Below are 20,215 nucleotides of genomic sequence, written 5' to 3' on the forward strand. Positions count from 1 at the left end.
TCGACAAGCCAGCTCCCACATTCGACCGCATTTCAAGGGATGTACTCGGTCAATTGTGGGAGCGGGCTTGCTCGCGAATAGGCCCTATCCGACAACACGAGGCTTCCTGACCAATCGCAACCCCGCAATCACCACCGCAAACACCGCAAACGTGGTGTTATACAACGCCAGCGCCGGCAGCCCGAACACCATCCCCAGCACCGCCAACCCCCAGCCGACGCGGCCCGGCACAAAAAACGCCAGCACCGACGTCACCAACGCCGCCCAGCCCAACACCTTGAAGTGAATCATCAGCCCCAGGTTCGAGCGCAGCTGGCATTCCCAGCGGCTCGCCTCATCGACGCAGACCCCCACCCACTGGCCGTCTTCCATAAAACCGTAACGGGCGCCATAACTGGCGGCCAGCCATAACGGCAAGGCGATAAGCAGCAGGATAAGTGGCAAACGACGGGACATGGCGAACTCCGATAGGCAAAAACGGCGCTCAGCTTAATCCCACGGCGGCCGTTAGCAAGGTGTGTACGCAGATAACTGTTCATCAAGGCGCTGCAAAGTGTATCTTCTCGCTACTATTACCCCGATTCCGTGGTTTTTTCCGACTTTTAGTGCCGAGGGCTGGCACTTCGGTGGCAACGCGGTGGTCATAGCCTGCGAACTTCATTCAGCACGTTTCCTCTTAGGGATTAAGTCATGCTCCGTTCCTTGCGCTGCGCTGCCTTGCTGGGCAGCCTATTTTTGAGTGCGTCAGCACTGGCCGTCGATGTCGACCAGGCCACTTATGGCTTCCCTTTGACGAACCCGTTCGAGGCGACCATTGCCACCACCCCGCCGGACCTGCGGCCCAAATTGCCCAGCAACGACGAGATCAACCAGTCCGATTACACCCTCAACATGCGCCCAGAGCGTGAGTTCAGCCTGCCGGACAACTTCTGGGCAGTGAAGAAACTCACCTACCGCATCGCCAAACAGGACCACGCTGCGCCGCTGATCTTCCTGATCGCCGGCACGGGCGCCCGGTTTGACAGCAGCATCAACGAATACCTGAAAAAGCTCTATTACCAGGCCGGCTACCACGTGGTGCAGCTGTCATCGCCCACCAGCTTCGACTTCATCAGCGCCGCCTCGCGCTTCGCCACGCCGGGTATCACCCAGGAAGACGCCGAAGACATGTACCGCGTGATGCAAGCGGTGCGCGCGCAGAACGCCTCGCTGCCGGTGACCGACTACTACCTCACCGGCTACAGCCTCGGCGCCCTGGATGCAGCGTTTGTCAGCAAGCTCGACGAGACCCGCCGCAGCTTCAACTTCAAGAAAGTGCTGCTGCTCAACCCGCCGGTCAACCTCTACACCTCGATCACCAACCTGGACAAGCTGGTACAGACCGAGGTCAAGGGCATCAACAACACCACTACCTTCTATGAGCTGGTGCTGGCCAAACTGACGCGCTACTTCCAGCAAAAGGGCTACATCGACCTCAATGACGCCCTGCTCTACGACTTCCAGAACTCCAAGCAGCACCTGACCAACGAACAGATGGCCATGCTGATCGGCACCTCGTTCCGCTTCTCGGCGGCCGACATTGCCTTTACTTCGGACCTGATCAACCGCCGTGGCCTGATCATCCCGCCGAAATACCCGATCACCGAAGGCACCAGCCTCACGCCGTTCCTCAAGCGTGCACTGCAATGCGACTTCGACTGCTACCTCACCGAACAAGTGATTCCGATGTGGCGCGCCCGCTCCGACGGCGGCAGCCTGCTGCAACTGGTTGACCAGGTCAGCCTGTACGCACTCAAGGACTACCTGCACGACAGCCCGAAAATTGCAGTCATGCACAACGCCGACGACGTGATCCTCGGCCCTGGCGATCTGGGCTTCCTGCGTAAAACCTTCGGCGATCGCTTGACCGTCTACCCGCTGGGCGGCCATTGCGGCAACCTTAATTACCGCGTCAACGCCGACGCCATGCTGGAGTTCTTCCGTGGCTAAATATCTTTTGCTGCTCGCCGCGCTGATGTGCGCAGGCGTCGCCAATGCCGACAACAGCAAGGCCCACGAGCCGGTCAAGGTTGACTCCGATGGTTTCAAGGAGCCCTTGACCAAACTCAAGTTCAACCCAGGCCTGGACCAACGTGAGTTCGAGCGTTCATCGCTGACGGCACTTAACGTCTATGACCCGCTGGAGTCGTGGAACCGCCGCGTGTACCACTTCAACTACCGCTTCGACCAATGGGTGTTCCTGCCCGTGGTCAACGGCTACACCTACGTCACCCCAAGCTTCCTGCGCACCGGCGTGAGCAACTTCTTCAACAACCTGGGCGATGTGCCCAACCTGTTGAACAGCCTGCTGCAACTCAAGGGCCACCGCTCCCTGGAAACCACCGGGCGCCTGCTGCTCAACACCACCATCGGCATCGCCGGCCTGTGGGACCCGGCCACCGCCATGGGCCTGCCGCGCCAGAGCGAAGACTTCGGCCAGACCCTGGGTTTCTACGGTGTGCCGGGCGGCGCCTACCTGGTGCTGCCGATCTTCGGCCCTTCGAACCTGCGCGACACCACCGGCCTGATCGTCGACTACGGCGCCGAGACCGAGATCAACTTCCTCAACGTCTCCAAAGTCAGCGAAAACCACCCGGAAATCTGGGCCCTGCGCGCCGTCGACAAGCGCTACCAGACCAGCTTCCGCTACGGTCAGATGAACTCGCCGTTTGAGTATGAGAAGGTGCGCTACATCTATACCGAATCGCGCAAGTTGCAGATTGCCGAGTAAATCTGGCGACACAAAAAAGGCCATTCGACTGAATGGCCTTTTTTATTGCGTGTAATTTCTTCAAGCCTTGAGGGTTTTCCACACCTTGCCGACCACGCTCACCACCGCCAAGACAGCAGCCCCCGCGATAATCCCGGCCACCGCATTGAGCAACGTCGGCATCAGCCACGCCAGCCCGCCAACGCTCTGACTGACGCTCTCGATCCAGTGATGCACCGCTGGCACGCCATGGGTGAGAATGCCGCCGCCGACCATAAACATCGCCGCTGTGCCGATCACCGACAGGCTTTTCATCATGTAAGGCGCGGCGCGCAAGATCGCCCCACCGATACTGCGCGCCGCCTGGCCGGGCTTTTGCGTCAGCCACAGGCCCAGGTCATCGAGCTTGACGATACCGGCCACCAGCCCGTACACGCCGATGGTCATGACGATGGCAATGCCCGACAGCACCACCACCTGCTGCATCAAAGGCGCATCCGCGACGGTGCCCAGGGTGATGGCGATGATCTCGGCCGAGAGGATGAAATCGGTGCGAATTGCACCTTTGATCTTGTCCTTCTCAAATGCCACCAGGTCTGTCGCCGGATCAGCCACGGCTTCAACCAGGTGGGCCTGCTCTTCAGTGCGTTTATGCAAAAAGGTATGCGCAAGCTTCTCAAAGCCTTCAAAACACAAATAGGCGCCGCCGAGCATCAACAGCGGCGTGACCGCCCACGGCGCAAAGGCGCTGATCAGCAAGGCCGCCGGCACCAGGATCAGTTTGTTGACAAACGACCCCTTGGCCACCGCCCACACCACAGGGATTTCCCGCTCGGCGCGCACGCCGGAAACCTGCTGGGCGTTGAGTGCCAAGTCATCGCCCAGCACGCCGGCGGTCTTCTTGGCGGCCATTTTGGTCATCAGCGCAACGTCATCGAGTACGGCGGCGATATCGTCGATCAATACCAACAAGCTGCTTCCTGCCATCAATCGGGCTTCCATAAGAATGAGAAAGGCCGAGCATAGCGCGGCGCAAAGCTTTACGGGCGCATTCTTGAGGCTCGCGGATAGCCGGTGCTACCATGCACAACCGCCGATCTGGCAAGGAAACTCCTGGTTTATGAGCACCATTCGCGAGCGCAACAAAGAAAAGATCCTGCGGGCGGCAAGCGAGGAGTTTGCCGACAAGGGCTTCGCCGCGACCAAAACCAGCGACATCGCCGCCAAGGCCGGGCTGCCCAAGCCCAACGTCTATTACTACTTCAGGTCCAAGGACAACCTCTACCGCGAGGTGCTCGAGAGCATTATCGAGCCGATCCTGGCCGCCTCCACACCGTTCAACCCCGAGGGCGAGCCGGCGGTGGTGCTGAGCAATTACATCCGCTCGAAAATCCGCATCTCCCGCGACCTGCCCTTTGCTTCCAAGGTGTTTGCCAGCGAAATCATGCACGGCGCCCCGCACCTGAGCCCCGAGCAGATCGAACAGCTCAACGCCCAGGCCAAGCACAACATCAACTGCATCCAGAGCTGGGTAGATCGCGGCCTGATCGCCAACATTGACCCCAATCACCTGATGTTCAGCATCTGGGCGGCAACGCAGACGTATGCTGATTTTGACTGGCAGATATCGGCGGTCACCGGCAAGGCGAAGCTGGACGAGGCCGATTATGAGGCGGCGGCGCAGACGATTATTCGGTTGGTGTTGAAGGGGTGTGAGTTGGGCTGATGGACCGAGGTGCCTGTGCGAGCAAGCCCGCTCCCACACTTTGAACCGCGCCAGACATACATTGTATGAACATCGCAAAACCCATGTGGGAGCGGGCTTGCTCGCGAAAGCGCCCTCCCAGACACATCCTGCCAAAAGCCTGCCAATCAGCATCAGCTACCGAGATCTAGCCTCTCAGAACCCCATCTGAAGAGAGGCCATGGAATGCCTGATATAGCGACTTCACACCGCCTGCGCATCGAGCGGTTCAGCGAACCGAACCGCATCTACCTGATCACCACCAATACCCAAGAACGAGTCCCACTGTTCGGCGACTTTCACCTCGGGCGCCTGGTGGTCTGGCAGTTCAGACTGGCCCAATACCAAGGCCTGGCTAATTCACTGGCCTGGGTGGTGATGCCAGACCACTTCCACTGGCTGATCGAACTGCAAAAAGGCTCGTTGGGGGATTTAATGTGTCAGGTAAAATCCAAAAGTACCCGAACAGTGAATGGTGCAACCGGGCGCAAAGGCAGGCTTTGGCAAACCAGTTTTCATGATCGAGCACTGCGCAGGGAGGATGATTTGGTAAAAATGGCCAGGTATGTGGTGGCCAATCCACTGCGAGCCGGGTTGGTAGAGCGGATTGGCGACTACCCGCTGTGGGATGCAGTTTGGGTTTAGGGCCAAGACCGAGTCGCCGCCTTCGCGAGCAAGCCCGCTCCCACACTTGACCGAGTTCCACCTGTGGAATGCAGTCAAGTGTGGGAGCGGGCTTGCTCGCGAAGAGGCCCTTGCAGTCACCACATGATCAAGCCGAAACCCCCGCATCCGCCAACAACCCCACCCCCTCAATCGCCGTAATCGCACACTGCTCATCGATATCCGAGGTATCGCCGCTGATGCCGATCGCCCCCAGCACCAGCCCGTCTTGGTTGCGAATCAACACCCCACCCGGTGCCGGCACCACGCTGCCCTGCCCCAGGCTGTTCAACGCCGCAATAAACGCCGGGCGCTGTTGGGCGTCCAGGGCCAACAAGCGTGAGCCCTTGCCCAGCGCAATCGCGCCCCAGGCCTTGCCGATGGCGATTTGCGGACGCAACAGGCTGGCGCCGTCTTCGCGTTGCAGGGTGATCAAGTGGCCGCCGCTGTCGAGCACCGCAATGGTCAGCGGCGCAGACGAAATCGTGCGGCCTGCGGTGAGGGCCTGGCTGGCGAGTTGGGTGGCGAGTTTCAAGGTTAAAGCGCTCATGGTGCCGTCCTTCTTTTGTTATTGGGAATGCGGTGGAGGTCTGTTTGATCAGATGCTCGATCAAACAAATAGAACACAATGATATTTATTTTTGTATACAATATTTTCGCACAAAGGCTCCATACGTCGAAAAAAGTGCTTCCGACGAACGCCAGGACCACTTTGCAAAATGCATTGACCTGCGGCGCTCGCCGTGAATACACTTTGTCCAGACACCACTTGTATACAATTACAAAACGCAAGAGGCACCAAAACCATGAGCAAAATGAGAGCAATCGAAGCCGCCGTCCTGGTCATGCGCCGTGAAGGCGTGGACACCGCCTTCGGTATCCCGGGCGCCGCGATCAACCCGCTGTATTCGGCCTTGCAGAAGGTCGGTGGCATCGATCACGTCCTTGCTCGCCACGTTGAAGGCGCCTCGCACATGGCCGAGGGCTACACCCGCACCAAGGCCGGCAATATCGGCGTGTGCATCGGCACCTCCGGCCCGGCGGGCACCGACATGGTCACCGGCCTGTACAGCGCCTCGGCCGACTCGATCCCGATTCTGTGCATCACCGGCCAGGCCCCGCGTGCGCGGATGCACAAGGAAGACTTCCAGGCCGTGGATATCACCAGCATCGTCAAGCCGGTGACCAAGTGGGCGACCACCGTGCTGGAGCCCGGCCAAGTGCCCTACGCGTTCCAGAAAGCCTTCTATGAAATGCGCTCCGGCCGCCCTGGCCCGGTGCTGATCGACCTGCCGTTCGACGTGCAGATGGCCGAGATCGAATTCGACATCGACGCCTACCAGCCACTGCCGCTGGCCAAGCCATTGGCCACGCGCATCCAGGTGGAAAAAGCCCTGGCCTTGCTGGATGCGGCCGAACGCCCCTTGCTGGTCAGCGGCGGCGGCGTGATCAATGCCGACGCCAGCGAGTTGCTGGTTGAATTTGCTGAACTCACCGGCATCCCGGTAATCCCGACCCTGATGGGCTGGGGCACGATCCCGGACGATCACCCGCTGATGGTGGGCATGGTCGGCCTGCAAACCTCGCACCGTTACGGCAACGCGACGATGCTCAAGTCGGACGTGGTGCTGGGCATCGGCAACCGCTGGGCCAACCGCCACACCGGCTCGGTGGAGGTGTACACCGAAGGCCGCAAGTTCATCCATGTCGACATCGAACCGACGCAGATTGGCCGCGTGTTCACGCCGGATCTGGGCATCGTTTCCGACGCCGGTTCCGCGCTGACCATGTTCATTGAAGTGGCCCGCGAGTGGAAAGCCGCCGGCAAGCTCAAGGACCGCAGCGCCTGGCTGCATGACTGCCAGCAGCGCAAGGCCACCCTGCACCGCAAGACCCACTTCGACAACGTGCCGGTCAAGCCGCAGCGCGTGTACGAAGAGATGAACCAGGTGTTCGGCAAAGACACCTGCTACGTCAGCACCATCGGCCTGTCGCAGATTGCCGGCGCGCAATTTCTGCACGTGTACAAGCCACGCCACTGGATCAACTGCGGCCAGGCCGGTCCCTTGGGCTGGACCATTCCGGCGGCACTCGGCGTGGTCAAGGCCGACCCGAGCCGCAAAGTGGTGGCGCTGTCGGGCGACTATGACTTCCAGTTCATGATCGAAGAGCTGGCGGTGGGCGCGCAATTCAAGCTGCCGTACATCCACGTGGTGGTGAACAACTCCTATCTGGGCCTGATTCGCCAGGCCCAGCGCGGCTTTGAGATGGACTACTGCGTGCAGCTGTCCTTCGACAACCTCAACGCGCCGGAACTCAACGGGTATGGCGTCGACCACGTGGCTGTCGCCGAAGGCCTGGGTTGCAAGGCCCTGCGTGTATTCGAGCCGGGCCAGATCCAGCCGGCGTTGCGCAAGGCGCAGGAAATGATCGAAGAATTCAAGGTTCCGGTGATTGTTGAGATTATTCTGGAGCGCGTGACCAATATTTCCATGGGCACCGAGATCAACGCCGTCAACGAATTCGAAGATCTGGCCCTGGTCGGCAACGATGCGCCGACTGCCATTTCCCTGCTCGATTAAGGAGAACCCTATGCCGCGTTTTGCCGCCAACCTGTCCATGCTATTTACCGAGCAGGACTTTCTCGCCCGTTTCAAAGCGGCCGCCGACGCCGGCTTCCAGGGTGTGGAATACCTGTTCCCGTACGAGTTCAGCTCCGCCGAGATCAAGGCGCAGCTGGATGCCAACGGCCTGACCCAAGTGCTGTTCAACCTGCCGGCCGGTGACTGGGCCAAGGGCGAGCGCGGCCTGGCGTGCCACCCGGACCGGGTCGAGGAGTTCCGCGCCGGGGTCAAGCTGGCCATCGCCTACGCCCAGGTGCTGGGCAACACCCAAGTCAACTGCCTGGCCGGGATTCGCCCTGCCGGTGTGGATGACGAAACCGTGGAAAAGACTTTTGTCGCCAACCTTAAGTACGCCGCCGACAAGCTGCAAGCGGCGGGCATCAAGCTGGTGATGGAGATGATCAACACCCGCGACATCCCGGGTTTCTACCTGAACAACACGGCGCAGGCCCTGTCGATTCGCGAGCAGGTGGGCAGCGCCAATCTGTTCCTGCAATACGACATCTACCACATGCAAATCATGGAAGGCGACCTGGCGCGGACCATGGCCGCGCACCTGAGTGAGATCAACCACATCCAACTGGCCGACAACCCTGGGCGTAACGAGCCGGGGACCGGGGAGATCAACTATCGCTTCCTGTTCGAGCATCTGGACCGGATTGGTTATGCCGGTTGGGTCGGCTGCGAGTACAAGCCGCTGACCACCACCGAAGCGGGACTGGGTTGGCTCAAAACCCATAACGCCATCTAACTCAACACACAGGACCCAATGTGGGAGCGGGCTTGCTCGCGAAAGCGGTGAGTCAGTCGACGAAGATGTTGAATGAAAGACCTTCGCGAGCAAGCCCGCTCCCACAGTGGATCTTCAGTGTTTGGCGGACCCTGTCCGCACTGCACATAGAATAAAAAGAGGATTTTGATCATGGCTAAAATCGGATTTATCGGCACCGGCATCATGGGCCAACCCATGGCCGCCAACCTGCAAAAGGCCGGTCACCAACTGTTCCTGTCCGAGCATCACGGCAAGGCGCCCGAAGCCCTGATCGCGGCCGGTGCCGTGGCCCTGGCCAACCCGCAGCAAGTCGCCCAGGAAGCCGAGTTCATCATTGTGATGGTGCCCGACACCCCACAGGTGGATGACGTGCTGTTCCGCGCCGACGGCGTTGCCGCCGGCCTGTCACCCAACAAAGTGGTGATCGACATGAGTTCGATCTCGCCCACCGCCACCAAAGCCTTTGCCGCCAAGATCAATGCAACCGGCGCGCAATACCTCGACGCGCCGGTGTCCGGCGGTGAGGTCGGCGCCAAGGCCGGCACCCTGAGCATCATGATCGGCGGCGAGCCGCAGACGTTTGAACGCGCCCTGCCGCTGTTCCAGGCCATGGGCAAGAACATCACCCTGGTCGGCGGCAATGGCGATGGCCAGACCGCCAAGGTGGCGAATCAGATCATCGTCGCGCTGAACATCCAGGCGGTGGCCGAAGCGCTGCTGTTCGCCTCCAAAAACGGCGCCGACCCGGCCAAGGTGCGTGAAGCGCTGATGGGCGGGTTTGCTTCGTCGAAAATCCTGGAAGTGCATGGCGAGCGCATGATCAAGGGCACCTTTGATCCGGGCTTCCGTATCAACCTGCACCAGAAAGACCTTAACCTGGCGCTGGCCGGGGCCAAGGAACTGGGGATCAACCTGCCGAACACGGCCGGTACGCAGCAGGTGTTCAGTACCTGCACGGCGATTGGTGGCGGTAATTGGGACCACTCGGCGCTGATCAAAGGGTTGGAGCATATGGCGAATTTTTCGATTCGCGATAAGTAACACACACAACTGATCGTACTGATCGTTCCCACGCTCCGCGTGGGAATGCAGCCCAGGACGCTCTGCGTCCCAAAGCATGACGCAGAGCGTCACATGAGGCATTCCCACGCGGAGCGTGGGAACGATCGCTGCACCTCTAATAACAAGAATCCCCCGGGAGCCCGCTTATGTCGGTCGATCCGCAACACCTGCTTCGCGAGCTGTTTGCCACAGCCATCGACGCCGCCCACCCCCGGCAAGTCCTTGAACCTTATCTGCCCGCCGACCGCAGCGGCCGTGTGATCGTGATCGGCGCCGGCAAAGCCGCAGCCGCCATGGCGCTGGTGGTCGAAAACTGCTGGCAGGGCGAAGTCTCGGGCCTGGTGGTCACCCGTTACGGCCACGGCGCACCGTGCAAAAAAATCGAAGTGGTCGAAGCCGCGCACCCGGTGCCTGATGCGGCCGGGCTGGCCGTCGCCAAGCGTGTGCTGGAACTGATCAGCAACCTCACCGAAGACGACCGCGTAATCTTCCTGCTCTCCGGCGGCGGCTCAGCCTTGCTGGCCCTGCCCGCCGAAGGCATTACCCTGGCCGACAAACAAACCCTCAATAAAGCCCTGCTCAAATCCGGCGCGACCATTGGCGAGATGAATTGCGTGCGCAAGCACCTCTCGGCCATCAAGGGCGGCCGGCTGGCCAAGGCCGCATGGCCGGCGACGGTGTACACCTACGCCATCTCCGATGTGCCGGGCGACCAGGCCACCGTCATCGCCTCCGGCCCCACCGTCGGCGACCCGAGCACCTCGCAGCAAGCCCTGGCGATTCTCAAACGCTACGGCATTGACGCGCCGGCGTCGGTGCGCAACTGGTTGCAGAACCCGGCTTCGGAAACCGTCAAACCCGGTGACCCGGTACTCGCGCGCAGTCACTTCCAATTGATCGCCCGCCCGCAGCAGTCGCTGGAAGCGGTGGCGGTAAAAGTCCGCCAGGCCGGGTTCAGCCCGTTGATCCTTGGCGATCTTGAAGGCGAAGCACGGGACGTGGCCAAGGTGCACGCCGGTATCGCCCGGCAAATCGTGCAGCACGGCCAACCCTTGGCGGCGCCGTGCGTGATTCTCTCGGGCGGTGAAACCACCGTCACCGTGCGCGGCAATGGCCGTGGCGGGCGCAATGCCGAATTCCTGCTGAGCCTCACCGACAGCCTCAAGGGTTTGCCCGGCGTGTACGCACTGGCCGGTGACACCGACGGTATCGACGGCTCCGAAGACAACGCCGGCGCAATCATGACCCCGTGCAGCTACCGGCGCGCCGAAGCCCTGGGCCTGTCGGCCAGCGATGAGCTGGACAACAACAATGGCTATGGCTACTTCGCCGCGCTCGACGGTTTGATCGTCACCGAGCCGACCCGCACCAATGTCAATGACTTGCGCGCCATCCTGATTCTTGAGACTGCCAAACATGACGCCTGACAAGAAAGTCAAAATCCTCGCCACCCTCGGCCCGGCCACTGACGGTATCGATGACATCCGCGAGCTGGTGGAAGCCGGCGTGAATATCTTCCGCCTCAACTTCAGCCACGGCGAGCATGCCGACCACGCCCAGCGTTACCAGTGGATTCGCCAGGTGGAGCGCCAGCTCAATTACCCGCTGGGCATTCTTATGGACCTGCAAGGGCCGAAGTTGCGGGTCGGGCGTTTTGCCGAGGGCAAAGTACAACTGGTGCGCGGCCAGGCCTTGCGCCTGGACCTGGACCCGACGCCGGGCGATCAGCGCCGGGTCAACCTGCCTCACCCGGAAATTATCGCAGCGCTTGAGCCGGGCATGGACCTGCTGCTGGACGACGGCAAACTGCGCCTGCGCGTGGTCACCAAACATAGCGATGCCATCGACACCACCGTGCTCAATGGTGGCGAGCTGTCCGACCGCAAAGGCGTGAATGTGCCGCAAGCGCTGCTGGAGCTCAGCCCGTTGACCGCCAAGGACCGCCGCGACCTGAGCTTCGGCCTGGAACTGGGCGTGGACTGGGTGGCGCTGTCGTTTGTGCAACGCCCGGAAGATATTCGCGAAGCCCGCGAACTGATCGGTGACAAGGCCTTCCTGATGGCCAAGATCGAAAAGCCCTCAGCCGTGCTGCGCTTGCGGGAAATTGCCGAACTGAGCGACGCGATCATGGTGGCCAGAGGCGACCTGGGCGTGGAAGTGCCCGCCGAAAGCGTGCCGCAGATCCAGAAAGACATCATCAGCACCTGCCGTCAATTGGGTAAGCCGGTGGTGGTGGCCACACAGATGCTCGAATCCATGCGCTTCTCGCCGGCGCCGACCCGCGCCGAAGTGACCGACGTGGCCAACGCCGTGGCCGAAGGCGCGGACGCGGTGATGCTCTCGGCCGAAACCGCCTCGGGCGAATACCCACTCGAAGCCGTGCAGATGATGAGCAAGATCATCCGCCAAGTGGAAAACGGCCCGGATTACCAGGCGCAACTGGACGTGAGCCGGCCCAAAGCGGATGCCACGGTGTCGGACGCCATCAGCTGCGCGATCCGGCGCATCAGCAGCATTTTGCCGGTGGCGGTACTGGTGAACTACAGCGAGTCCGGCAGCTCCAGCCTGCGCGCGGCGCGGGAACGGCCGGTGGCGCCGATCCTCAACCTCACGCCGAACCTGTCCACGGCGCGGCGTTTGAGCGTGGCCTGGGGCGTGCATTCGGTGGTCAATGACCGGCTGCGCCAGGTCGATGAGGTGTGTTCCACGGCGCTGGAAATTGCCCAGGCGCAAGGCATGGCGCAGCGTGGGGACACCCTGGTGATTACGGCGGGAGTGCCGTTCGGGCAGCCGGGGTCGACGAACTCGTTGCGTATCGAGACGTTGATTTAGCGTCTGTAAGGGCCTTATCGCAGGCAAGCCAGCTCCCACAGTTGATTGGGTTCACAGTGAACACAGCCAAGTGTGGGAGCTGGCTTGCCTGCGATAAGGGCAACTCGGTCTCACTGACTAACCACCATGCACAACCCAACCTGCCCCGACTGGGCCGAAGCGCTGCTCAACGGCTTCAGCCAAATATTCCTGCAGCGCCAGCCGCTGTGTGGCCTGCTGTGCCTGCTGGCCATCCTGATCGGCGCCCCGGCCTTGCTCGGTGGGGCGTTGCTGGGTGGCCTCGCCGGCTTGCTCACGGCCCAGCGCCGGGGCTACCCCAAGGCCGAACGCCAGGCTGGCTTGTACAGCTACAACGGCGTGCTGCTGGGTGTATTGATCAGCCAGCACTTCGCCTGGTCGGCGTTGCTGCCGCCGCTGATTCTGGCGTGCGGCGGCCTGAGTGCGATGCTCACGCGGCAATGGTTGAAACATGCCCGCCAGCCGGATGACTTGTCTGCGTACACCGCACCCTTTGTCGGCCTGGGTTGGTTGCTGGTCGGCAGCGTGCCTCAGCCTGCGTTTGCCCTGGTGGAGCCCGACGTTCTGTCTATGGTCAGTGCGCCCTTTACCGGCCTTGCGCAAGTCATGCTGCTGGACCAGCCCCTGGCCGGCGTCTTGATTGCGCTCGGTCTGTTGCTGGCCAACCGTCGCGCCGCGCTGTGGGCGCTGATCGGCGCCGTGGCCGGCGTGCTGATGGCGTTCCTGATGGACGAACCCGCCAGCGCCCTGCTCGGCTTGCACAGCTACAACCCGGCGCTGGCGGCGCTGGCTTTGAGCCAATCACGCCGCCAGCCCTGGCTGCCACTGCTGGGCATCCTGCTGGGCATCCTGCTGGCGCTCATGCTCTCGCCCGGTTTCGCCGCCCTGCACCTGCCTGCGCTGACGGCGCCGTTTATCCTCGCCTGTTGGCTGGTGCGCGCCACGCAGCGGATGTTCAAAGCCCGCGTGGACAGCCCGTTCGAATCCCCCTAGGCTTGCTCGATATTCGATTCAGGCGGGTTTTATGGACAGCAACAGCGACTGGCGCCAGCGCCTCTATGTGATGGTATTCCAAAGCGACACCGCAGCCGGGCGGCGCTTTGACGGCATCCTGCTACTGATCATCCTTGCCAGCATTGTGATCGTGATGCTCGACAGCATCGACGAAATCCACCAGAACTACGCCAATGTGCTGGCCTATATCGAATGGGGCTTCACGCTGATCTTCGCCATCGAGTACGGCTTGCGGCTGTACTGTTCGCCCAAACCCTTGCGCTACGCCTTCAGCTTTTATGGCTTGGTGGACTTGCTGGCCATCGTGCCCGGCATCCTCGCGCTGTATTACAGCGATGCCCAATACCTGCTGATTATCCGCATCATTCGGATGCTGCGGATTTTCCGCGTGCTCAAGCTCAGCCCGTACCTCAAGCAAGCCAACTACCTGATGGCGGCGCTGCGCGGCAGCAAGCAGAAGATCGTGGTGTTCCTGGTCAGCGTGTGCACCCTGGTCACGGTTTTCGGCACCCTGATGTATGTGATTGAAGGCCCGGAGCACGGGTTCACCAGCATTCCCAAGGGCATCTACTGGGCGATCGTGACCCTCACCACCGTAGGCTTTGGCGATATCGTGCCGAAGACGCCGCTGGGCCAGGTGATTTCGTCGCTGGTGATGATCACCGGTTACTCGATCATCGCCGTGCCCACCGGGATTTTTACCGCTGAACTGGCCAGCGCCATGCGCGGTGAACAGCTGGAACACGATTGCCCGGTGTGCAAGAAAAACAGCCACGAACCCAACGCAGCGTTTTGCTCGCGCTGCGGCAGTAACCTGTTTCATAAAATGGAATAAGCACAGTACGTTTTAATCTTTAAACGCCTATGCAGGCCCGGCTATAGTTGCTGGCAAATTGCCCCCAGTCTTCTCTCGAACAACAAGGAATGAGCAGTGAAAAAAATCCTCAGCGCCTCTCTTCTGGCCGCGGGCCTGGCCCTGGCCGGTGCCGTGCAAGCGGCACCGGTCACACTGCTTAACGTCTCCTACGACGTGATGCGCGACTTCTACAAGGACTACAACGCCGCCTTCCAAAAGCACTGGGAAGCCGAGCACCCGAACGACAAGCTGACCCTGCAGATGTCGTTCGGCGGTTCCAGCAAACAAGCGCGCTCAGTGATCGACGGCCTGCCGGCGGATGTGATCACCATGAACATGGCCACCGACATCAACGCCCTGGCGGACAACGGCAAACTGGTACCGGACAACTGGGTGACCCGCCTGCCGAACAACAGCGCGCCGTTCACCTCCGCCACCGTGTTTATCGTGCGCAAGGGCAACCCCAAAGCCCTGAAGGACTGGCCCGACCTGCTTAAAGATGGCGTACAAGTGATCGTGCCCAACCCGAAAACCTCGGGTAATGGCCGCTACACCTACCTGTCGGCCTGGGGTTATGTGCTGAAAAACGGCGGTGATGAAGACAAGGCCAAGAAATTCGTCGGCGAATTGTTCAAACACGCGCCAGTGCTGGACACCGGCGGCCGTGCCGCCACCACCACCTTCATGACCAACCAGATCGGCGACGTGCTGGTGACCTTCGAGAACGAAGCCGAAATGATCGCCCGTGAATTCGGCCGTGATCAGTTCGAAGTGATCTACCCAAGCGTTTCCGCCGAAGCTGAGCCGCCGGTGTCGGTGGTCGACAAAGTGGTCGACAAGAAAGGCACCCGCGTCGCAGCCGAGGACTACCTGAAGTACCTGTGGTCGCCGCAAGGCCAGGAAATTGCCGCCAACAACTACCTGCGCCCACGGGATCCGAAAGTGCTGGCCAAGTACACCGACCGCTTCCCGAAAGTCGACTTCCTGTCGGTGGAGAAAACCTTTGGTGACTGGCGCACCGTGCAGAAGACCCACTTCAATGATGGTGGGGTTTTTGACCAGATCTATTCGGGTCAATAACTGAAGATACGCGGTAAAAAAATGTGGGAGCTGGCTCCCACATTTGTTTTTGTGTTTGGCGGTTACATCGGCGGTGTCACGCCATCCTTGCCGGCCGAGATCGCCTGGGCCGTAATGGTCCCATCCGGCGCTTGCGCCGCAAACAACACCACCTTCACGCCCGCCTTGAGCAAGCTGCGATCGCCCGGCTCCAGGTTCACGATCGGCACATCTTCCGGCACCACAATCTTCTGCTCGCCGCCTTTGTACTTCACGGTCAGGGTGCGCCCGTTGCTGACCACCAGGTCGCCCACCGTGCCGTTGGTCATGCTGCTGCCTTCTTTCAAATCGAACGCGCGGTGCCCGTCGCCTGTGCCGGCCATGGCCGGTGGGAATACGTGGACTTCCAGCGCAGTCAGGGTGCCATCGGCGTTCGGCATGGCGGCCGAGCCGATGTAGCTGCCGGGCTTGATCTCATCGATCTTGGCCAGGGTAACGGCGCGTACCTGGGTGGCCGGCGTGAGATGCACCACAACCTCTTCACCACTGTTGACCTTGACGTGCATCGCGTCGCCGTCCATCGCGGTAATGGCGCCGCGTACGCCAACCCGTGGGGCCTCGGCGGCGTTGGCCAGCCCAATGGCCATGGCCGCAGCCAGGGTGGAGGCCAGGAGCATCTTGTTCAGCGTGATTTTCATCGCAATGGATTTCCTGTTTCGACAGTTATGTCTGAATGTATCATTGGCGCTCGCCCCAAAAGTTAACGATTCAGTCATTAATTTGCGGCATGAGTGATATCAATGCGCGCGCTCTACACCGGCGCTGGCGTTGTCTTTACTCTCGCACGCCACCTTCCTTCGCTTTAACGAGAAAACCATGACGGCTACCTCACACGCTTCAAGCACCATGACCCGAGGCATGGTGATGCTGTTTGCGTTCTGTTGCGGCGCCATTGTTGCCAACATCTACTACGCCCAGCCGATCATCGAGTTGATCGCGCCGGACATCGGCCTGACTCCGGCACTGGCGAGCCTGATCGTCTCACTCACGCAAATCGGCTATGCCCTGGGCCTGTTCTTTCTGGTGCCGCTGGGCGACCTGCTGGAAAACCGCAAGCTGATGATCATCACCAACCTGGTGGCCATCGCCAGCCTACTGGGTGCAGCGTTTGCCGAGCAGCCGAATGTGTTCCTGCTTGTGTCGTTGCTGATCGGATTCAGTTCCGTGTCGGTGCAGATTCTTATCCCGCTGGCCGCGCACCTGGCGCCCGCCGAGTCCCGGGGCCGCGTGGTCGGCAGCATCATGGGCGGCCTGTTGCTGGGCATCCTGCTGGCGCGGCCGGTGTCCAGCCTGGTAGCGGACCACTTTGGCTGGCGTGCAATGTTCATGGCGGCGGCCGCGGTGATGGTGTTTATCAGTGCGGTGCTGATGCTGACCATTCCCAAGCGCCAGCCCGACCACAACGCCAGCTATGGCCAACTGCTAGGGTCGCTGGGCACCTTGCTGCGCAAGCAACCGCTATTGCGCCAGCGCGCGTTCTACCAAGGTTGCATGTTCGCCACCTTCAGCCTGTTCTGGACCGCCGTCCCGTTGGAGCTGGCGCGTAACCATGGCCTGAGCCAAAGCGAAATAGCCCTGTTTGCCCTGGTCGGTGCCTTGGGCGCCATCGCTGCGCCTATCGCCGGGCGCCTGGCCGATGCCGGGCACACGCACCGCGCCTCGCTGCTGGCCATGGTGTTTGCCGCGTTGAGCTTCCTGCCGGCTTTTGTACACCCGTTGTACAGCGTGATCGCCCTGGCGTTGACCGGCGTGGTCCTGGACTTCTGCGTGCAGATGAACATGGTCCTCGGCCAACGCGCCATCTACGCCCTCGACGCCAACAGCCGCAGCCGCCTGAACGCGTTGTACATGACCAGCATTTTCATCGGCGGCGCCTTCGGCTCGGCGATTGCCAGCAGCGTGTATGAACACGGCGGCTGGCTGGGTGTGATGCTGGTGGGCAGTGCATTCCCGCTGGTGGCATTGGTACGGTTCCTGAGCGCTTCGCGCCAGGCTGCGGTGGCTACCGCTTAAGAACGCACCAACTTCTCCAACGCCGCATCCGCCAGAAATGACGAGCGGCTTTTGACCTTGTGCTCGCGCACATAACGGTCGATACGCTGAATGACATAACCGGGCAAGGTCACATTGACCTTCTCGGTCTTGCCCAGATAGGGCGAGATATCCAGCTCCAACATGCCCCAGCCCATGCCTGCGTAGTCTTCGTGGGCATGGTGGTTGGCCACCGATGTCGGCATCGGAATCACCCCGCCTTCGGCCGCGATTTCTTGCAGCATGATGTGGGCGATTTCTACCGCAGCGTTGTAGGCCTCTTCAAAACTGTCCCCGGCGGTGACCGCGCCTGGAATATCGGGGATCTGGATACCGGTGGCGGTGAAGTCATCGCCCCATTCGATACACATTGGGTATTGCATGCATGCTCTCCTTAAAACTGAAACAGCCCGGCGCGCTTTCTGATGCTGCGGACGGTGCCCTGAGGCAGGTCCTTTTTGGGATGGGGCACCGGGATCGTGTACGGGTTATAGCGGTGGGTAAAAATAGGATGACTGCCCGTGACTCGATCCAGCACCCAACCCGCCTCTTGCAGCTCCTTGATCAATAGCCTGCTTTGCACCCCTGCCTCCTTGGCTTGGCCTGAATAAAAGTAACCCTAGAGTTATCTTTACTCAAGCACAGTTTTTGTTAGTCGGACTGCCGGGTGTTTTGCTGAATATTGAAATGCAGAAGGGTTACTGGCTTAGCGTCGCAGCACTGAACCTGGGGATACGGCCGTTAAGCGAGGGCCAGTAGCAAAACCGGCCAGCGTCAGCCAGCAAATCGGGCTGATAACGCAGCAAGGCCAACAGCGCTTGCGCGGCGATCGTCAACGCCATCTGTTGGCCTGGGCACTGATGGCGCCCTATACCAAAGCTGAACAGGCGCCGTTGCGTGCGCTCCAATAGGAAGCTGTCAGGATTGGGGTTGGCCTCAGCGTCCCGATTGGCCGATGCCAGCAGGACTAAAACACTCTCTCCCGTCGCCAACACCTGGTTGCCAATGGTGCAGCGCGCCGCCACGAATCGCCGTGTGTTTTGCACCGGTGAATCGTAACGCGCCACCTCCTCCACGAGTGCCGTGGCGAGGGCTGGCGTGCGCACAATCTGCGCAACCCGCTCAGGGTGCCGCGCGAGCATCACCAGCGAGTTGCCGATCAACCCGGCGCTGGCTTCACAGGTCTGCGACAACAGCCCGATCAGATTGGCCGCCAATACCTGCGTGTCCTCCCAGTTGCCGCTGCGGATATGGGCCAGCAGCGCGGTTTCCTCCAAGACATCACGGAACATCTGCTGCAACTGCGACGCACCGGACTGCGCATTGCACAACTGTGCTTCACTGCTCAGCGGTGAAAGGCCGGCGACCAACGCCCGCGTTAGCCCAGCGACACGCGCCAACTGTGGCGCCGGGCACCCCAGCAGCGACGCGACCACCGCGACGGGCAAGGTAAACATCAGCGCATCCAGGCTCTGCACGCTGTCGATCAACCGAGCGACCCGCTCGGCGATGGCCGACGCCTCCACCACCGCCAACGCCGGCTCAATCGCCGCCCGTGGGCATCGATGCGCCGGGCCTTCGTTCATGCGCATCCACCGCGCAAAAACCTGCCCCGTCGCGCCCTGTGCAATCGCCTTGGGCACCGGCTCGTGTAACGGGCGCACGTGACAGTCCGGGTGTGCCAGCACCGCCTCTACGGTCTTGGCGCGGCTGGCGATCCACAGGCCCAGCTCGGCATCGAACAGCAGTTCTTCATGGCGCCTCAGGCTGGCGTAATACGGGTAGGGATCAACATGAGTAGCAGCTTGCAGCGGTGTCATCCGGGACGTCCTGTGCTTGAAGAAGCGATACTATCGGCGCTCCCACGCGGCAATGATTCGTTCAGGAACGAAATATGAACGCCTTTGATGATGACGCAGCACTCTCACAAATCGCCGGTGCGATAGCAGAGCCTGCGCGCACAAAAATGCTCTGCGCGCTGATGGATGGCCATGCGCGCACCAGCACCGAGATGGCCGTGATCGCCGGCGTCAGCACCTCGACGGCCAGCGCCCACTTGGCCAGGCTCAAGGACGATGGCCTGCTGAAGCTGCACACCCAGGGCCGCCATCGTTACTACAGCCTCGCCGGCGCGCACGTGGCCCAGGCCATCGAAGGGTTGATGGTGATCAGCCGCAACACCGCCCAGGCATTTGTGCCCAACACGCCCAACCGCCTGCAGCTCGCACGCACCTGCTACGACCACATGGCCGGGACGCTGGCGGTGCAATTGCACGACCATTTCATCGCCTCTGGTTGGCTAGTTGGCGACGGCACCTACGCACTGACGGCCCCCGGCGAAACCGCGATGATCGCGTTGGGGCTGGATCTGCCTGCGGTGCGTGCGCAGCGTCGGCGTTTCGCCTGCGCCTGCCTGGACTGGAGCATGCGCCGCCCGCATTTGGCCGGGGCGTTGGGCGCAGCGGTTTTGCAGTGCGCGATCCATCGCGGATGGGTCACCCAGGATCTGGACAGCCGCGCGCTGGGTGTCACGGCCAAGGGGCGCAAGGCGTTTGCAGCGCGCTTTGGAGTAGAGTGGTTGAAGCAAGAGCCAGATCAAGTGCAAAGCAAAAGCCTATCTACCTGATGCAACACAGTCTAAATGTGGGAGCGGGCTTGTCGGGTCGCCGCATCGCTGCGATGCAGGCACCTCGGTACATCAGGCACACCGAGTTGATGCTATCGCAGGCAA

General features: G+C 61.2%; 21 protein-coding genes. 14 read left to right on the forward strand and 7 right to left on the reverse strand.

All coding sequences use genetic code 11. The annotated features are described in order from the left end of the window. Nucleotides 1-84: 84 nt before the first annotated feature. Complete coding sequence (locus BLV67_RS07580; RefSeq protein WP_065929490.1) at nucleotides 85-456, reverse strand: hypothetical protein; 372 nt, start codon at nucleotides 454-456, stop codon at nucleotides 85-87. A gap of 234 nt (nucleotides 457-690) precedes the next feature. Here BLV67_RS07580 and BLV67_RS07585 point away from each other — a divergent pair, with 234 nt between their 5' ends. Next, complete coding sequence (locus BLV67_RS07585) at nucleotides 691-1,989, forward strand: serine/threonine protein kinase (RefSeq protein WP_065929489.1); 1,299 nt, start codon at nucleotides 691-693, stop codon at nucleotides 1,987-1,989. Continuing rightward, nucleotides 1,982-2,770: an MlaA family lipoprotein gene (locus BLV67_RS07590; RefSeq protein ID WP_056857109.1), complete on the forward strand. Its 789-nt coding sequence runs from the start codon at nucleotides 1,982-1,984 to the stop codon at nucleotides 2,768-2,770. The genes BLV67_RS07585 and BLV67_RS07590 overlap by 8 nt, the downstream gene beginning before the upstream one ends. Before the next feature lie 60 nt (nucleotides 2,771-2,830). Here BLV67_RS07590 and BLV67_RS07595 read toward each other — a convergent pair whose 3' ends face one another. Continuing rightward, a complete protein-coding gene (locus tag BLV67_RS07595; RefSeq protein ID WP_069788732.1) occupies nucleotides 2,831-3,736 on the reverse strand; it encodes a DUF808 domain-containing protein in 906 nt (301 codons plus the stop codon). 133 nt (nucleotides 3,737-3,869) lie between these two features. Here BLV67_RS07595 and BLV67_RS07600 point away from each other — a divergent pair, with 133 nt between their 5' ends. Then, a complete protein-coding gene (locus tag BLV67_RS07600) occupies nucleotides 3,870-4,475 on the forward strand; it encodes a TetR/AcrR family transcriptional regulator (RefSeq protein ID WP_056857111.1) in 606 nt (201 codons plus the stop codon). Nucleotides 4,476-4,679: 204 nt separating this feature from the next. Next, nucleotides 4,680-5,138 (forward strand): REP-associated tyrosine transposase, encoded by a 459-nt coding sequence (locus tag BLV67_RS07605; protein ID WP_069788731.1) that lies wholly within the window; start codon nucleotides 4,680-4,682, stop codon nucleotides 5,136-5,138. Nucleotides 5,139-5,265: 127 nt separating this feature from the next. On the opposite strand, the gene BLV67_RS07610 is transcribed toward BLV67_RS07605, so the two are convergent. Next, nucleotides 5,266-5,706, reverse strand: coding sequence for a GlcG/HbpS family heme-binding protein (locus BLV67_RS07610; RefSeq protein ID WP_065912473.1), 441 nt, complete (start codon nucleotides 5,704-5,706; stop codon nucleotides 5,266-5,268). Nucleotides 5,707-5,962: 256 nt separating this feature from the next. On the opposite strand from BLV67_RS07610, the gene gcl reads away from it, so the two are divergent. The 8 genes from gcl to BLV67_RS07650 all read left to right on the forward strand — a co-directional run bounded on the left by gcl (nucleotide 5,963) and on the right by BLV67_RS07650 (nucleotide 15,414). After that, complete coding sequence (gene gcl / locus BLV67_RS07615; RefSeq protein ID WP_017136240.1) at nucleotides 5,963-7,738, forward strand: glyoxylate carboligase; 1,776 nt, start codon at nucleotides 5,963-5,965, stop codon at nucleotides 7,736-7,738. 10 nt (nucleotides 7,739-7,748) lie between these two features. Further along, nucleotides 7,749-8,531: a hydroxypyruvate isomerase gene (gene hyi / locus BLV67_RS07620; RefSeq protein WP_069788730.1), complete on the forward strand. Its 783-nt coding sequence runs from the start codon at nucleotides 7,749-7,751 to the stop codon at nucleotides 8,529-8,531. A gap of 171 nt (nucleotides 8,532-8,702) precedes the next feature. Then, nucleotides 8,703-9,593, forward strand: a complete 891-nt coding sequence (locus BLV67_RS07625; protein ID WP_026013623.1) for a 2-hydroxy-3-oxopropionate reductase — start codon at nucleotides 8,703-8,705, stop codon at nucleotides 9,591-9,593. A 167-nt stretch (nucleotides 9,594-9,760) separates the two neighbouring features. Further along, a complete protein-coding gene (locus tag BLV67_RS07630) occupies nucleotides 9,761-11,041 on the forward strand; it encodes a glycerate kinase type-2 family protein (protein ID WP_069788729.1) in 1,281 nt (426 codons plus the stop codon). After that, nucleotides 11,031-12,446 carry a pyruvate kinase gene (gene pyk, locus BLV67_RS07635; protein ID WP_065912470.1) on the forward strand — a complete coding sequence of 472 codons (1,416 nt, stop codon included), beginning with the start codon at nucleotides 11,031-11,033 and terminating at the stop codon, nucleotides 12,444-12,446. The genes BLV67_RS07630 and pyk overlap by 11 nt, the downstream gene beginning before the upstream one ends. 126 nt (nucleotides 12,447-12,572) lie before the next feature. Beyond that, a complete protein-coding gene (locus BLV67_RS07640; RefSeq protein ID WP_069788728.1) occupies nucleotides 12,573-13,457 on the forward strand; it encodes an urea transporter in 885 nt (294 codons plus the stop codon). A 31-nt stretch (nucleotides 13,458-13,488) separates the two neighbouring features. Further along, the gene (locus BLV67_RS07645; RefSeq protein ID WP_069788727.1) at nucleotides 13,489-14,313 is read left to right on the forward strand and encodes an ion transporter; all 825 of its coding nucleotides are present in this window, start codon (nucleotides 13,489-13,491) and stop codon (nucleotides 14,311-14,313) included. A 96-nt stretch (nucleotides 14,314-14,409) separates the two neighbouring features. Next, nucleotides 14,410-15,414 carry a sulfate ABC transporter substrate-binding protein gene (locus tag BLV67_RS07650; protein ID WP_065912463.1) on the forward strand — a complete coding sequence of 335 codons (1,005 nt, stop codon included), beginning with the start codon at nucleotides 14,410-14,412 and terminating at the stop codon, nucleotides 15,412-15,414. A 62-nt stretch (nucleotides 15,415-15,476) separates the two neighbouring features. On the opposite strand, the gene BLV67_RS07655 is transcribed toward BLV67_RS07650, so the two are convergent. Beyond that, complete coding sequence (locus tag BLV67_RS07655; RefSeq protein WP_056857120.1) at nucleotides 15,477-16,091, reverse strand: DUF5666 domain-containing protein; 615 nt, start codon at nucleotides 16,089-16,091, stop codon at nucleotides 15,477-15,479. Between the two features lie 178 nt (nucleotides 16,092-16,269). Between BLV67_RS07655 and BLV67_RS07660 the strand changes: the two genes are divergently transcribed. Next, nucleotides 16,270-17,466, forward strand: a complete 1,197-nt coding sequence (locus BLV67_RS07660) for an MFS transporter (RefSeq protein WP_065912461.1) — start codon at nucleotides 16,270-16,272, stop codon at nucleotides 17,464-17,466. On the opposite strand, the gene BLV67_RS07665 is transcribed toward BLV67_RS07660, so the two are convergent. From BLV67_RS07665 to BLV67_RS07675, 3 genes are all read right to left on the reverse strand, one after another. Next, entirely contained in the window at nucleotides 17,463-17,867 is a 405-nt protein-coding gene (locus BLV67_RS07665) for a type II toxin-antitoxin system HicB family antitoxin (RefSeq protein ID WP_065912459.1), read from the reverse strand. The genes BLV67_RS07660 and BLV67_RS07665 overlap by 4 nt on opposite strands. A gap of 11 nt (nucleotides 17,868-17,878) precedes the next feature. Continuing rightward, complete coding sequence (locus BLV67_RS07670; protein WP_065912457.1) at nucleotides 17,879-18,067, reverse strand: type II toxin-antitoxin system HicA family toxin; 189 nt, start codon at nucleotides 18,065-18,067, stop codon at nucleotides 17,879-17,881. Between the two features lie 115 nt (nucleotides 18,068-18,182). Beyond that, entirely contained in the window at nucleotides 18,183-19,304 is a 1,122-nt protein-coding gene (locus BLV67_RS07675) for a cytochrome P450 (protein WP_069788726.1), read from the reverse strand. A 74-nt stretch (nucleotides 19,305-19,378) separates the two neighbouring features. Here BLV67_RS07675 and BLV67_RS07680 point away from each other — a divergent pair, with 74 nt between their 5' ends. Further along, the gene (locus BLV67_RS07680) at nucleotides 19,379-20,110 is read left to right on the forward strand and encodes an ArsR/SmtB family transcription factor (RefSeq protein ID WP_069788725.1); all 732 of its coding nucleotides are present in this window, start codon (nucleotides 19,379-19,381) and stop codon (nucleotides 20,108-20,110) included. Nucleotides 20,111-20,215 lie beyond the last annotated feature (105 nt).

The organism is Pseudomonas salomonii, from assembly GCF_900107155.1.
Classification (GTDB): Bacteria; Pseudomonadota; Gammaproteobacteria; order Pseudomonadales; family Pseudomonadaceae; genus Aquipseudomonas; species Aquipseudomonas salomonii.

Coding starts and splice junctions, on each gene's coding strand:
- BLV67_RS07680 (WP_069788725.1), top strand. CDS start 19,379: ATGAACGCCTTTGATGATGACGCAGCACTCTCACAAATCGCCGGTGCG.
- pyk (WP_065912470.1), top strand. CDS start 11,031: ATGACGCCTGACAAGAAAGTCAAAATCCTCGCCACCCTCGGCCCGGCC.
- BLV67_RS07630 (WP_069788729.1), top strand. CDS start 9,761: ATGTCGGTCGATCCGCAACACCTGCTTCGCGAGCTGTTTGCCACAGCC.
- BLV67_RS07645 (WP_069788727.1), top strand. CDS start 13,489: ATGGACAGCAACAGCGACTGGCGCCAGCGCCTCTATGTGATGGTATTC.
- BLV67_RS07595 (WP_069788732.1), bottom strand. CDS start 3,736: ATGGCAGGAAGCAGCTTGTTGGTATTGATCGACGATATCGCCGCCGTA.
- BLV67_RS07665 (WP_065912459.1), bottom strand. CDS start 17,867: ATGCAATACCCAATGTGTATCGAATGGGGCGATGACTTCACCGCCACC.
- BLV67_RS07675 (WP_069788726.1), bottom strand. CDS start 19,304: ATGACACCGCTGCAAGCTGCTACTCATGTTGATCCCTACCCGTATTAC.
- BLV67_RS07580 (WP_065929490.1), bottom strand. CDS start 456: ATGTCCCGTCGTTTGCCACTTATCCTGCTGCTTATCGCCTTGCCGTTA.
- BLV67_RS07625 (WP_026013623.1), top strand. CDS start 8,703: ATGGCTAAAATCGGATTTATCGGCACCGGCATCATGGGCCAACCCATG.
- gcl (WP_017136240.1), top strand. CDS start 5,963: ATGAGCAAAATGAGAGCAATCGAAGCCGCCGTCCTGGTCATGCGCCGT.
- BLV67_RS07585 (WP_065929489.1), top strand. CDS start 691: ATGCTCCGTTCCTTGCGCTGCGCTGCCTTGCTGGGCAGCCTATTTTTG.
- BLV67_RS07600 (WP_056857111.1), top strand. CDS start 3,870: ATGAGCACCATTCGCGAGCGCAACAAAGAAAAGATCCTGCGGGCGGCA.
- BLV67_RS07610 (WP_065912473.1), bottom strand. CDS start 5,706: ATGAGCGCTTTAACCTTGAAACTCGCCACCCAACTCGCCAGCCAGGCC.
- BLV67_RS07660 (WP_065912461.1), top strand. CDS start 16,270: ATGACGGCTACCTCACACGCTTCAAGCACCATGACCCGAGGCATGGTG.
- BLV67_RS07655 (WP_056857120.1), bottom strand. CDS start 16,091: ATGAAAATCACGCTGAACAAGATGCTCCTGGCCTCCACCCTGGCTGCG.
- BLV67_RS07605 (WP_069788731.1), top strand. CDS start 4,680: ATGCCTGATATAGCGACTTCACACCGCCTGCGCATCGAGCGGTTCAGC.
- hyi (WP_069788730.1), top strand. CDS start 7,749: ATGCCGCGTTTTGCCGCCAACCTGTCCATGCTATTTACCGAGCAGGAC.
- BLV67_RS07640 (WP_069788728.1), top strand. CDS start 12,573: ATGCACAACCCAACCTGCCCCGACTGGGCCGAAGCGCTGCTCAACGGC.